General features: G+C 49.6%; 13 protein-coding genes. 8 read left to right on the top strand and 5 right to left on the bottom strand.

Features of this window, described 5'->3' with window-relative positions; genetic code table 11:
* Window positions 1–80 precede the first annotated feature (80 nt).
* Window positions 81–482 carry an RDD family protein gene (locus tag B076_RS0103900; RefSeq protein WP_028486155.1) on the top strand — a complete coding sequence of 134 codons (402 nt, stop codon included), beginning with the start codon at window positions 81–83 and terminating at the stop codon, window positions 480–482.
* Between the two features lie 45 nt (window positions 483–527).
* A complete protein-coding gene (gene serB, locus B076_RS0103895) occupies window positions 528–1,358 on the top strand; it encodes a phosphoserine phosphatase SerB (RefSeq protein ID WP_028486154.1) in 831 nt (276 codons plus the stop codon).
* Between the two features lie 106 nt (window positions 1,359–1,464).
* Here the strand turns inward: serB and B076_RS0103890 are convergent, their stop codons facing one another.
* The gene (locus B076_RS0103890) at window positions 1,465–2,463 is read right to left on the bottom strand and encodes an MBL fold metallo-hydrolase (RefSeq protein ID WP_038150396.1); all 999 of its coding nucleotides are present in this window, start codon (window positions 2,461–2,463) and stop codon (window positions 1,465–1,467) included.
* A gap of 189 nt (window positions 2,464–2,652) precedes the next feature.
* On the opposite strand from B076_RS0103890, the gene B076_RS0103885 reads away from it, so the two are divergent.
* Window positions 2,653–3,090 carry a SufE family protein gene (locus tag B076_RS0103885; protein WP_028486152.1) on the top strand — a complete coding sequence of 146 codons (438 nt, stop codon included), beginning with the start codon at window positions 2,653–2,655 and terminating at the stop codon, window positions 3,088–3,090.
* 172 nt (window positions 3,091–3,262) lie between these two features.
* Window positions 3,263–4,459, top strand: a complete 1,197-nt coding sequence (trpB, locus tag B076_RS0103880; protein ID WP_028486151.1) for a tryptophan synthase subunit beta — start codon at window positions 3,263–3,265, stop codon at window positions 4,457–4,459.
* A gap of 91 nt (window positions 4,460–4,550) precedes the next feature.
* Here trpB and htpX read toward each other — a convergent pair whose 3' ends face one another.
* The 4 genes from htpX to gatC form a co-directional block, all read right to left on the bottom strand.
* Window positions 4,551–5,462, bottom strand: a complete 912-nt coding sequence (gene htpX, locus B076_RS0103875) for a protease HtpX (protein WP_028486150.1) — start codon at window positions 5,460–5,462, stop codon at window positions 4,551–4,553.
* A gap of 205 nt (window positions 5,463–5,667) precedes the next feature.
* Complete coding sequence (gene gatB, locus B076_RS0103870; RefSeq protein WP_028486149.1) at window positions 5,668–7,101, bottom strand: Asp-tRNA(Asn)/Glu-tRNA(Gln) amidotransferase subunit GatB; 1,434 nt, start codon at window positions 7,099–7,101, stop codon at window positions 5,668–5,670.
* A 19-nt stretch (window positions 7,102–7,120) separates the two neighbouring features.
* A complete protein-coding gene (gatA, locus tag B076_RS0103865) occupies window positions 7,121–8,575 on the bottom strand; it encodes an Asp-tRNA(Asn)/Glu-tRNA(Gln) amidotransferase subunit GatA (protein ID WP_028486148.1) in 1,455 nt (484 codons plus the stop codon).
* 13 nt (window positions 8,576–8,588) lie between these two features.
* Window positions 8,589–8,876 (bottom strand): Asp-tRNA(Asn)/Glu-tRNA(Gln) amidotransferase subunit GatC, encoded by a 288-nt coding sequence (gatC, locus tag B076_RS0103860; protein ID WP_028486147.1) that lies wholly within the window; start codon window positions 8,874–8,876, stop codon window positions 8,589–8,591.
* 332 nt (window positions 8,877–9,208) lie between these two features.
* On the opposite strand from gatC, the gene B076_RS0103855 reads away from it, so the two are divergent.
* From B076_RS0103855 to mrdA, 4 genes are all read left to right on the top strand, one after another.
* A complete protein-coding gene (locus B076_RS0103855; protein WP_028486146.1) occupies window positions 9,209–10,255 on the top strand; it encodes a rod shape-determining protein in 1,047 nt (348 codons plus the stop codon).
* Between the two features lie 107 nt (window positions 10,256–10,362).
* The gene (gene mreC / locus B076_RS0103850) at window positions 10,363–11,166 is read left to right on the top strand and encodes a rod shape-determining protein MreC (RefSeq protein ID WP_051347156.1); all 804 of its coding nucleotides are present in this window, start codon (window positions 10,363–10,365) and stop codon (window positions 11,164–11,166) included.
* On the top strand, window positions 11,159–11,662 hold the full coding sequence (mreD, locus tag B076_RS0103845) for a rod shape-determining protein MreD (RefSeq protein ID WP_028486144.1): 504 nt from the start codon (window positions 11,159–11,161) through the stop codon (window positions 11,660–11,662). The genes mreC and mreD overlap by 8 nt, the downstream gene beginning before the upstream one ends.
* A 9-nt stretch (window positions 11,663–11,671) precedes the next feature.
* Complete coding sequence (gene mrdA / locus B076_RS0103840) at window positions 11,672–13,492, top strand: penicillin-binding protein 2 (protein ID WP_028486143.1); 1,821 nt, start codon at window positions 11,672–11,674, stop codon at window positions 13,490–13,492.
* Window positions 13,493–13,496 lie beyond the last annotated feature (4 nt).

Raw genomic sequence — 13,496 nt, 5'->3', positions numbered from 1 at the left:
ACAAGCAAATCACAGACAAAAAACATCCCAACCACATGAAAGTGTACAATATTGCCATCCATTATAAATGACAGAGTCCCATGAACCGATTCAAAATTCTATTTGCCCTTGGTTATGATTTCATTTTGTTATGTGCCGTCTGGTTTATGGCTGCCCTACCTTATGTGCTTTGGCAAGGAGAAACACTGCAAAACCGGCCCGCTGCAAGCTTGGGATTTCAGCTTTATCTATTGGCAATCACCTATTTCTATCTCACCTATTTCTGGACTCAATCGGGACAAACTCCAGGGCTACGCACCTGGAAACTCAAGCTCGTACGTGAGGACGGCTATCTGCTCACTCGCCACAATGCCAACTTGCGTTTCCTGTGGACGGTACTGTTTTGTCTGATCGGCTGGATCACGCTTTTTACCAGCCGCAAACAACAATCTTTGCAGGATATCCTCTCTAAGACTAAAATAGTGCCCACTTACGAACAATAAGTTCCAATTTGAGGCTCTAAAGCCCCACCAGCAACAGGACATTTCATGGCAACCGTTATCATCCACACCAATACACTCAACTTCGAGCAAAGCAAAACACTTGAACGTAAACTGGGCAAACTGACCCTGATCAACAACCATTTCCGCGCCACTCCGGACGTGACGCCTGAAAAAAGCCAACTTACGGAACTCAGCCAAACCCTGCAGCTGGACATCAATCTCATTCCTGAAAACTTTGATGCCGCGTCGGTACGACTGCTCATCAGCGACATGGACTCCACCCTGATCAATATCGAGTGTGTGGATGAGATTGCCGACTTTATCAACGTCAAACCTCAAGTTGCGGCCATCACCGAAGCCGCCATGCGTGGTGAACTGAATTTCGAAGAATCTCTGATTGAACGTGTCTCTCTGTTAAAAGGACTGGAAACGTCCGCTTTACAACATGTCTATGACAACCGCCTAGGACTGAACCCCGGCGCGGAAACTTGGATCGACGGTTTGAAACAAAATGAGGTCAAATTTGCTTTGGTGTCAGGCGGCTTCACTTTCTTCACCCAAAAACTGCAAGAACGACTGGGAATCGATTTCACCCGCGCCAATGTTTTATCTATTGAGCATGAACAATTAACCGGTAGCTTGGAAGGTGCGATTGTGGGTCCGCAAGCCAAAGCCGACTTCCTAATTGAACTGTGTGAGCAGATGGAAATCCTGATGAGCCAAACCATCGCTGTGGGCGATGGTGCCAACGATCTGATGATGATGCAGGAAGCGGGGTTAAGTGTCGCCTATCACGCCAAACCAGCCGTTCAGGAACAGGCCGACACCGCCCTAAACTATCGCGGACTGGATGCCATCCTCGACTTTATCGACTAATCATACTCAGTTGACAGGCCTGCCCGTTTTCAGGCTTCAAAAACAAAAAAACCGGAAGAGGGCTCGACCCTTCCGGTTTTTTATTACCCACTGAATTCAAATGGGGTTAAAACATGTTTCTTTCCACTTCGGCGATGGCAACCACGATAAACTTACCGATGGTACTTTCATAACCCGACCATTTGCTGGCTTCATTCTGCATAAAGGGTTCGGCCATGATCTTAGGTTTCATCTCAAAGTCCGACAAACCTTCATCATAGTACTCAGTCACACGGCTGTAGATGGTATCCATAAATTCCTTGCCGTCCTTGATCAACTGAACGTCCTCATGCTTGCCGTGCATCGGAATGAAAACATCCAACGGCATTTTGGAAATCGTATCCAGAGCCTTGATGCTGCCGACAAATGAACCATCTTCCATATTGGCGATACGACGCATGACCATATCCCCCATGTACATGGTTTTCTCTTCTACCACTTCCACCGCGATATCCGATTCGGTATGCACTTTACCAAAATGGTGAATCTTCAAGGTCGTATCACCCAGCTTGATCTCTTCTCCCCCATTCAACGGCTTGTCTGGCGGAGTAATCACAGTTCCAGTGATTTTGTTGTTGGTCTGCGACTGCATGAAATCGAACCAAAACTGGTCTTGTCCAGCCTTCAGCACTTTAGGCATGGTTGGGTGCGAATAAATTTCAACATTCGGGTTGGCCGCCACAAACGCATGATTGCCCAACCAGTGGTCGCCATGATAGTGCGTGTTGATCACCTTGATGACCGGTTTATCGGTGACTTTTTTGATTTGACGCAATACCATCTCACCGATTTGCACCGAACTTCCGGTATCCACAACCACAACCCCTTCGGAAGTCACGATAAAGCCTGGGTTACTGAACATACCGAAGTTATCCGGCGTTGGGTGCGGCCCCATGGCAGGAATATAGTAACAACGACTGTTGACCTTAACGGCCTCAACATCTGGCACATCCGGGCCCCTGAATTCCATAGAATCGTTTGCATAAAGTGGGCTCAGTGCAGAAGCTCCAACCAAACCTGCGGTCAAACCAAAAGCGGATTTCAGTAATTCTCTACGTTTCATCATAGACGTGACTCCTAAATGTCTAGGGTTTAAATATTTTTAGCGCTCTAATATACCTATGACCCTGTTAAATCGCAATAAGTAGATTCCCAACCATTATCATCCCAGTAATATCTCAAATATTTTCGGCATTTAGATCATTTGCCAAAAATGGTATTATGAGCGCCTAACGAAATAACCGAGGAAATCAGTGTGGAATTCACCCCGCCAAAACAGACCATCGAAGAAGTGCAAGCGGATCTGATTAAACGTTTCACCCATTTCGCCAATCCGAAAGACCGCTACAAGTACCTGATTGACATGGGTAAACAACTGCAGCAGCTGGATGATAGCTTTCAAACAGAAGAGAACCGCATCCATGGATGCCAATCTCAAGTCTGGATCCATATTGAAGAACACGATGGCCGCCTATACATGCAGGCCAAAAGCGATGCCGCCATCGTATCCGGTCTCATCGCTCTATTGCTCCGAGTCTACAATGGCCGCACTCCACAAGAAGTGGCGAATGCTCCTTTGGAATTTTTAGGGAAAATTGGCTTGCTGCAACAGCTCAGCCCAAACCGCTCTACCGGACTCTATCACATGATCAAACGCATCCAGTCGGAAGGGCAAAAACGCCTAGCTGAGTAAGCTTCTGCAACCCATCTCCTCGAACGGCCAATTGCTGGCCGTTGTCGCCCATTCAGGCATTTTCTGACGACATTGATATTTCTATATACCTTCTCAGTTATTTTCGTTGTATGCTTATCTCTACACAAAAACATAACATCATCATGAGCGTTTATTAAGGAGAGAGAAACGAATGTCTTATTTGAAGAATTTCCCCAATCAAGAGGGGTATTTTGGTGATTTTGGTGGGGCTTTTTTACCCCCTGAACTGATTCCGCATTTCGAAGAAATCAACCAGGCCTATCTTGAATTGGGCCGGTCCGCCGATTTCTTAAACGAACTCAAGTACATTCGCAAACACTACCAAGGCCGCCCAACGCCGGTTTATTACGCCCACAACCTGAGTAAAAAGTTTGGCGCTCACATCTACTTAAAACGTGAAGACCTGAATCATTCCGGTGCGCATAAACTCAACCACTGCATGGCAGAGGCCCTGTTGGCGAAACACATGGGGAAAACCAAACTCATCGCCGAAACCGGTGCCGGACAGCACGGCGTAGCACTGGCAACCGCCGCCGCCTATTTTGGATTGGAGTGTGAAATACACATGGGTGAAATCGACATCGCCAAGGAAGCGCCCAATGTCACCCGTATGAAACTGATGGGGGCCAATGTCGTGCCGGTTTCTTTCGGCGGGCGCAGCCTAAAAGAAGCGGTCGACTCGGCTTTCCAATCCTATGTTCCCCAAGCGGATACCGCGCTGTTCGCGATTGGTTCGGTCGTCGGCCCGCACCCTTTCCCGCAAATGGTGCGCAACTTCCAGTCAGTAGTTGGCCATGAAGCGCGCGAACAATTCCTGGAAATGACCGGAGAACTGCCGGATCAAGTCGGTGCCTGTGTCGGCGGAGGCTCCAATGCAATGGGCATGTTTGCAGGTTTCATTGACGATGAAGGCGTTGGCTTGAACGGCGTTGAACCATTGGGACGCGGCACCGAACTCGGTGAGCACTCTGCCACCATGACCTATGGAAAACCCGGCATGATCCATGGCTTCAAATGCCTGCTGTTAGAAGATGCAGAGGGCAACCCGGCACCGGTTCACTCCATCGCATCCGGTTTGGATTATCCGGGTGTCGGGCCTGAACACTCCTACTTAAAAACCATCGGCAAGGTCAATTACCATGCAGTTACCGATGACGAGACACTGGATGCGTTTTATCAGCTGTGCCGTTTGGAAGGCATCATTCCCGCCCTGGAGAGTTCCCACGCTGTCGCCTGGGCGATGAAACACGCTCAAGCCAACCCCGGATCGACGATTCTCATCAATCTGTCTGGACGCGGAGACAAAGACATCGATTATGTGGTCGACAACTTCGGCACCGGTCAATAAGTGAAAGCCTTAACAATCTAAGCACAAACGTTTGTTGCGGACATAAAAAAGCCCCGAATATCGGGGCTTTTTTTGTCTCTGTCAGAAGCGGTTAGGCAATCTGCAACTCCGCTTGCGGTGTCGCTTTCAAGGCCGCAATTCGATCCGCCAATGGAGGATGAGATGAGAAAGCCGCACCAAACTTGCTCTTGAAGTCGGAGATACCAAACGCTGCCATCTGATCCGGCAATTGACCCGGAGTCATGGTTTGCAAACGCTCTAGAGCGGCAATCATGTTCTCTTTACCGGCCAGGTAAGCACCGCCGTTATCCGCATGAAACTCACGTTTACGCGAGAACCACATGGTGATCATGCTCGCCAAGATACCAAACAGGATTTCGAAAATGAATGACGCCACAAAATAACCGATGCCGTGACCTTCTTCATTCTTAAGAATCACACGATCCACAAAGTGGCCGGCGATACGTGCGAAGAAGATAACAAAGGTGTTCACAATACCTTGTAACAACGCCATGGTTACCATGTCACCATTGGCAACGTGCGCCACCTCATGCCCGAGTACCGCTTCCACTTCGTTCTGGCGCATATTGCGCAACAGCCCGGTTGATACGGCAACCAAAGCCTTGTTTTTAGACATACCGGTGGCGAATGCGTTCGGCTCCGGAGAGTGGTAGATTGCCACTTCCGGCATACCAATGCCGGCTTTTTGGGCTTGGCGCTGAACCGTTTCCAACAACCAAGCTTCGTCAGCGTTACGCGCTACGGTGATCACTTCGGCACCCACAGACTTTTTCGCCATCCACTTGGACATCGCCAAAGAGATGAAAGAACCGGCAAAACCGATCACCATCGCAAAAGTGAACAGGCCGGCATAATCCAAACTACGGCCGTCAGCCTGCAGCGAGGTGACATTCACACCCATTGCATTCAAGATCATCAGCACAATCGAAATGACGGCGATGATGGCAATGTTCGTCAAAATAAATAAACCAATACGCTTCATTATTTTCTCCTTATGAAGGTGATTGTGATTTGGTTACCGCTCGTCATAACGACTATAACGAGCAAACGTTATGATTAAATCGGCATATCCTAACTATAAGGTTTTTTTATAACCTTTCAAGTGTTAGAGGCACGATTTTCCAACTATTTTCAACAGACCTGTCTATCATCGACTCCAGTCTTATAGACAGGCCTGCCGGTTTTGGTTAATCGCTTAACTTGGCCTTCAATATCTGGTTAACTTGCCCCGGATTCGCTTGCCCACCGGAGGCTTTCATGATCTGTCCGACAAAATAGCCCAACATCTTCTCCTGCCCGCCCTTGTAGGCTTCGACCTGAGACGGGTTGTTGGCCAAGACTTCATCCACCAAGGCCTCAATCGCGCCACTGTCGGTAATCTGTTTCAAGCCTTTGCTTTCGATGATCTCATCTGCCGACCCTTCGCCATTCCACATCGCATCAAACACCTGCTTGGCGATTTTTCCGGAAATGGTGTTGTCGATAATGCGATTCAACATACCGGCCATCTTATCGGCATCAATCGGCGATTGCTTCACAGTCAATCCACCCTTGTTCAAGGCACCGGAGAATCCGGAAGTCATCCAGTTGGCGCATAATTTGATATCCTTGGCAGCGGTTTTCTCCACCACCGATTCAAAAAATTCCGCCATGTCTCGCGACCCAGTCAACACGCCAGCGTCGTAATCACTTAAACCAAAGTCGGCCACATAACGTGCACGCTTGGCATCCGGCAGTTCCGGCATGGAAGCGTTGATCTGCTCAATGGTCTCTTCGGTAATCACCACCGGCAACAGATCCGGACAAGGGAAATAACGATAGTCGTTGGCTTCTTCTTTGGTACGCATCGAGCGCGTCACATCATTCTCGGAATCGTACAAACGGGTTTCCTGAACCACCTTGCCGCCGCTTTCCAGCAGTTCGATCTGGCGTTCGATCTCAAATTCGATCGCTTTCTCGATGAAACGGAAGGAGTTGATGTTTTTCAACTCGGCACGCGTCCCCAACGGCTCTCCGGGACGGCGTACCGACACGTTCGAATCCACACGGAAAGACCCTTCCTGCATATTCCCGTCACAAATCCCCAGATACTGCACCAGTTCATGCATTTTACGCGCATAGGCCACCGCTTCTTTGGCCGAAGACAAATCCGGATCGGAAACGATTTCCAGCAACGGCGTTCCGGCACGGTTCAAATCGATGCCGGTCTGTCCGGCTACCGCACCGTGGATCGACTTACCGGCATCCTCTTCCAAGTGCGCGCGAGTTACGCCAATGGTCTTTTTAACCCCATCGACCTCGATCTCCAACTTTCCCTTGCCGACAATCGGATAATTAAACTGCGAGGTCTGATAACCTTTCGGCAAATCCGGATAAAAATAGTTTTTACGGTCAAACACCGATTTGCGGCCGATTTCTGCATCCAACGCCAATCCCAACATGACCGACTTGCCGATGACGGCTTCGTTCAACACCGGCAACATCCCCGGCATCCCCACGTCAATCGGACAGGCCTGAGTATTTGGCTGCGCACCATAAGCGATCGAAGCCCCCGAAAAAATTTTGGTGTTTGTAGTCAACTGTGCGTGAATTTCCAAACCAATAACGACTTCCCAACTCATATTGTAAACTCCCCCTGCCTTATTGATATTGTGCCGGCATGCGAGTATGCCAGTCGGTCACTTGTTGATATTGATGCGCAACATTCAACAATTTGGTTTCACTAAAATATGGACCCACAATGTGGAGCCCTACAGGACGGTCGTTTACAAAACCGGCCGGAACCGAAATTCCAGGCAGGCCTGCTAGGTTTACCGGAATGGTATATAAATCCGCCAGATACATGCTGGTCGGATCATCGGTTTTTTCACCGATATTAAACGCGGGGGTCGGAGCCACCGGCCCCATGATCACATCACACGATTCAAACGCTTTGGTGAAGTCGTCACGTACCATACGGCGTAACTTCTGTGCTTTGAGATAATAGGCATCGTAATAACCGGCGGAAAGCGCATAGGCCCCCACCATGATACGGCGCTTAACCTCGGCACCCAACCCTTCTGAACGGGAACGTTTATACAGGTCTTCCAGGTCTTTTGGATTTTCGCAACGGTAACCGAAACGCACCCCGTCGAAACGAGACAGGTTCGACGAAGCCTCAGCCGGTGCCAACACATAATAGGAAGGCACAGCCAAATCCTTGTTCGGCAGGTGGACTTCCACCACTTCGGCACCCAACTTTTCGACTTCGGCAATCGCGTCACGAACCACCGCCTCCACATCCGCATCAAGACCTTCGCCGAAATACTCGGCCGGAACACCGACCTTGAGCCCTTTCAGAGACTGTCCCAACTCGGCCGCATAGTCCACCGCTTCACGCTGCAAAGAGGTCGAATCACGTTCGTCAAAACCGGCCATGGCATTCAACAACCAGGCGGAATCTTGAGCCGAACGTGTCATGGGGCCGGCCTGATCGAAACTCGACGCATAAGCGACGATTCCAAAACGCGAAACCGAACCGTAAGTCGGTTTGATTCCGGTAATGCCGCAGAAAGAAGCCGGCTGGCGAATCGAACCACCGGTATCGGTACCGGTCGCCATCGGGGCCAGACCGGCCGCGATTACCGCCGCCGCACCGCCTGAAGAGCCGCCCGGAACCGCTTGATGGTTCCACGGGTTTTTAGTCGGGCCGTAATAACTGCTCTCCGACGAAGAGCCCATGGCAAACTCATCCATATTGGTTTTACCCAGAATCGGCATGCCGACCTTTTTCAACTGGGAAACCACATGGGCGTCATAAGGAGCGATGAAGTTATCCAGCATTTTGGAGCTGCAGGAAGTCTTCACACCATCGGTACAAAAGATGTCTTTGTGCGCGACCGGAATCCCGGTCAACAGATCCGCTTCGCCGGAAGCCAACTTTTTGTCGGCCTGTTCGGCCATCATCATCGCCAATTCAGGCGTAACGCTCACATACGCATTGAGTTCAGTGTCGTATTTTGAAATACGATCCAGGTAATGTTGTGTCAGCTGCACACTGGTGATTTCACCCGCATGCAACTTCTCACTCATCTGTTTAATGGTTAAGTTATGCATTTTAATTATTCACTCACTCAATGACTTGTGGCACTAAATACAATCCGGCCTCGGCGGAAGGCGCGATCTCCTGAAGCTTCTCGTGCTGATCCTGTTCGGTCACCACATCCGCTCGCAGACGCTGCACCTGATCCAATGGATGCGCCATCGGCTCCACTCCGTCAGTATCGGCTGCTTCCATTTGCGAAAACAGATCTAAAATATTTGAAAGTTTCGCCGCTACCTGGTCTACTTCATTCTCTTCAACCGCGATAGCCGATAAGCGAGAAATATACTCCACTTCGGTTTTTCCTAAAGACACGCCTTTCTCCCAATCGAATTCCAAAGGTTTGACTTCAGCGGACTCTAGCGCTAAAGCCTAAAAATTCATCATTAAAATTTAGCCCAATAAAATACCACATTTTAGGCATCCACTAAAGCTAAATAGGCTTAACCCCACCCTTTTTAAAAGATGTGACACGAACCTTAAACGTAAAATTCACACTTATTTCAACCAAGCCTCATTCCAGCAAAATGGGTTTGTGTGGATATCAATAATTTTTAACACCGCTACCCTTTTTTTCTCACCTCAAACCAAAGAGTTGGTATAGAATAACTGGATTATTTTTTACCGTTTTTTAAGGACTCGACTACATGTTTCGAAAATTAATGGGACTTTTTTCCAACGACCTATCCATCGACTTAGGAACTGCCAACACGCTGATCTATGTTCGCGGCAAAGGCATGGTGTTAAACGAGCCTTCTGTGGTATCCATCCGCAATAACCGCCGTGGCTCAAACAGCCGCTCGATTGTAGCGGTCGGTGAGAACGCCAAGCTCATGCTGGGTAAAGAAAACCAGGACATCCAAACCGTTCGTCCGATGAAGGACGGAGTCATTGCGGACTTTGAAGTGACCGAAAAAATGCTACAAGCTTTCATCCGCAAGGTACATGAGGCCAAATTCTTTCAACCCAGCCCTCGCGTTCTGGTTTGCGTTCCTTGTGGTTCCACCCAGGTAGAACGTCGTGCGATTCGCGAATCGGCTGCAGGTGCGGGTGCCCGTGAAGTCTACTTGATTGAAGAACCGATGGCCGCCGCTATCGGTGCCGGCATGCCGGTCAGTGAACCGACCGGTTCCATGGTAGTGGATATTGGTGGCGGTACGACCGAAGTGGCCACTCTGTCTCTAAACGGCATCGTCTGGTCTGACTCGGTAAAAGTGGGTGGGGATCGTTTTGACGACGCCATCATCAAATATGTGCGCCGCAACTACGGCATGGTCATTGGTGAAAGTACTGCGGAAAAAATCAAGAAAACCATTGGTACCGCTTATCATGAGGTGGAGCCCGATACTATGGAAGTGCACGGCAGCAATATTGCCGAGGCGGTTCCGCGTCGTTTCACCCTGAACAGCAACGAGGTTCTGGAAGCGCTTCAGGAACCGCTTTCAGCGATTGTCAGCGCAGTCCGTACCGCGCTTGAGAACACCCCTCCGGAACTGGGTGCGGACATCGCAGAACATGGTATCGTCCTGACAGGTGGCGGAGCTTTATTGCGCAATCTAAGCACTTTATTGTCCGAAGAAACCGGCATTCCGGTCATTATCGCCGACGACCCGCTGACCTGCGTGGCCCGTGGCGGCGGACGTGCCCTAGAGTTAATGGATGAAAAAGGCTTGGATCTGTTTTCATTCGAATAAGCAAACCCACTTCCGGTTCATAAAACCATTCCCAGCATGGACCGGAGAAAACACGACTTGGAGAGTAAGTCATCAACCTCAGCGCATCCTCACCACAACAAGAAGGCGTGCAGTTTGTCATTGCATTCATTCTAGCGATTGCGTTAATGGCGGCTGATCATTACGGCAAGCTGATGGGCAGCTTCCGAAGTGTATTGCTGACCACCTTAAATCCGATTGAACAGGCGGCCACTTTTCCAAAACAGGTCTATGACTTGGTCACCACCGATTTCACCTCGATGGATGAACTCAAACTCACCAATCAAAAACTCAAAACCGAAATCTTGTTGTTAAAGGCAAAAGTGCAACAGTTCAACAACATGGAACTCGAGATCGCACGACTCGAAGGCCTGCTGGGCACAACCGGAAAAATGGACAATCAAAGTGTACAGATTGCCACAGTCACTTTCTTCAGCAGTAATCCACTCTCGCAATTCATCACCTTAAACAAAGGAAATCTCGACAAGGTCGCGGAGCAACAAGTAGTCATTGATGAGCAGGGAATCATGGGGCAAATCATCAACACCACCCCCACCACCTCTCGCGTACTCCTGATTACCGACCCCGACCATCAGATTCCGGTGCGCATCCAACGCACCGGACAAAGAGGCATCTTAACCGGAACCGGCCATGACTCGGTTACCTTGTTATTCATCCCCAAAAACAGCTCAGTGCAAGTAGGCGACCTGATCGAAAGTTCCGGTTTGGGTAAAGTATTTCCATCGGGCTATCCGGTCGCCAGAATCAGCAAAATCAAAGAGCTTGAAGAAGACCCTTATCTGGAAATCACCGCCACCCCAGTCGCCAACTCACGTCAGGCGCACAAGGTCTTGATCCTCACTCAAAAACCGAAGGTCAATCCAAATGACTGACCGTTTTCTGAATCTAGAACTTGCCCAAGCGCGCTGGCTGGTACTGTTGACACTTCTATTGGGGTTGATTCTGGACACCATGATGAGTCTCCAGGATGCCCAGTTGTTGGCTCCTCCCATGACACTTCTGTTTTTAATGTACTGGAGCGCACAGTTTTTAAAAAACACTCACCTGATTGCGGCCTTCATTCTCGGTTTGCTGTTGGATGCGCTCTACCAAACCATACTCGGCACCCATGCATTAATCTTCATCACCATCACCTTCATTATGCTGCGTTACCGTTTACTGTTCCGTTCTCACTCGGTGCTTCAGCAAGCGCTCGTAATGGTGTTTTACCTATTCGTTTACCAATTCCTGTCGTATCTTCTCTATGCGCCGGTTCTTGACCAACAACAGTCCATACGTTTCTGGCTCATGCCATTCACCGGATTAATTATCTGGCCAATTTTGGCGCTCAGCCTCAGGTGGTTGACCCAAAAACTTTATACCCATTAGGCGAGCATCATGAATGAACACTTAGAGTTCAACAGTGACGCAGAAGCTCAGGCAGAAAAAAATCTGTTCCGCAATCGTCTGATTTTCGCTTTCCTGTTTGTGCTGTCTCTCTTTACGGTTTTGATTGGGCGCATGGCCTACCTGCAATGGATCGACTTTGAGCGTTATCACCTGCTTGCGGAAGACAACCGAATCTCGGTGGAAACCCTATCACCTACCCGAGGAAAAATCTATGACCGCAACCGACTGTTATTAGCGGACAACCAGCCGGTTTTCACCCTGAAACTGACCCGGGAAAAAATTGAGGACCTAGCCGAAATCGAACAACATTTGGCTAAGCTTCTTCCTAATTTCTCAGAGTCGCAACGCAGCAAATTCTTTGATAAGTTACGCAAAACCAGCCGTTCAAAAACGCTATTACTGCCCTACAGCCTAAGTGAATCCGAGGCGGCCGAATTTGCCGTGCAAAGCCACAAGATGCCAGGCGTGGTTTTAACCGCCAGGCTTAAACGAACCTACCCGTTCGGGGCAAGCGGGGTCCATGCCATTGGCTATGTCGGGCGCATTAACACCAAGGAGATGAGCGGACTGGACGAACGCAGTTACCGAGGCACCGATGTCATCGGAAAGCTGGGAATCGAACGTTACTATGAGGACAAGCTGCATGGCGAGCCCGGCATTCAGCAAGTCGAAACCAATGCACGCGGTCGCGTATTACGTAAACTGGAAACCATTCCGGCTGTTCCCGGAAAAGACATCCAGCTGACACTCGACATCAAACTCCAACAGTACGCCGAATCCCTGTTTACCAAGCACAAACGTGGCTCCATCATTGCCATTGATCCCAGAAACGGCGAAATTCTAACGTACGTCAGCATGCCGACGTTTGACCCCAACCTGTTTGTTGACGGGATTGACCAGAAATCCTACAGTGGCCTGCTTAATAATCCGCACAAACCTTTCATCAATCGCGGCATCAACGGCAAATACCCTCCCGGCTCGACCATCAAGCCTTTTGTCGCTTTGGGTGCGATTGAAAAAGACTACATCTCCCCAACCAAAAAAATATTTGACCCCGGTTATTTCGAATACAAAGGGCATCGCTACCGTGACTGGAAACGCTACGGTCATGGATTGGTCGACATGAGCGATGCGATTGTCCAATCCTGCGACACCTATTTCTATGAACTCAGTCTGGATATGGGGATAGACGCTATTCATGATGCCATGGCACCATTCGGTTTCGGAGCCGTGACCGGCGTGGACATACCGGGCGAATCCAAAGGCATCCTGCCCTCACAAAAATGGAAACGTGAGACCAAAGGCCTGCCCTGGTATCGCGGAGAAACCATCATCAGCTCGATTGGTCAAGGCTACAACCTCACAACCCCCATGCAGCTGGCCAAAGCCACTGCGATTCTAGCCAACGGCGGAAAAATCATACAGCCTCACCTGTTAAGAGGTCAGGAACTGGCCTCTCCGCAGCAGATCGAGATTAAAGACATCAAAAACTGGGAGCGTGTCATTAAAGCCATGCGCGATGTCATGCATGGTGCCAAAGGAACCGCACGCCGTCACGGCGCAGGCCTGCCCTTCGAAGTGGCCGGAAAAACCGGTACCGCTCAGGTTTTCAGTTTGAACGAAGCCGATTATGAAGCCGAAAACCTGGATAAATCCCTGCATGATCACGCATTGTTTATCGGTTTTGCCCCAGTGAAAAATCCAAAAATCGCCGTCGCGGTCATCGTCGAAAACGGCGGTAGCGGCAGTGGTACCGCCGCGCCCATGGCCGTCAACGTCATAAAAGAATATTTAAAGACCAACCCTTAAGAGA

Origin of the sequence: Thiomicrorhabdus chilensis DSM 12352, assembly GCF_000483485.1 — a bacterium.
GTDB lineage: Bacteria > Pseudomonadota > Gammaproteobacteria > Thiomicrospirales > Thiomicrospiraceae > Thiomicrorhabdus > Thiomicrorhabdus chilensis.
The sequence above is the reverse complement of the archived record's forward strand: the minus strand, read 5'-3'. Positions and strand labels throughout refer to the sequence as shown.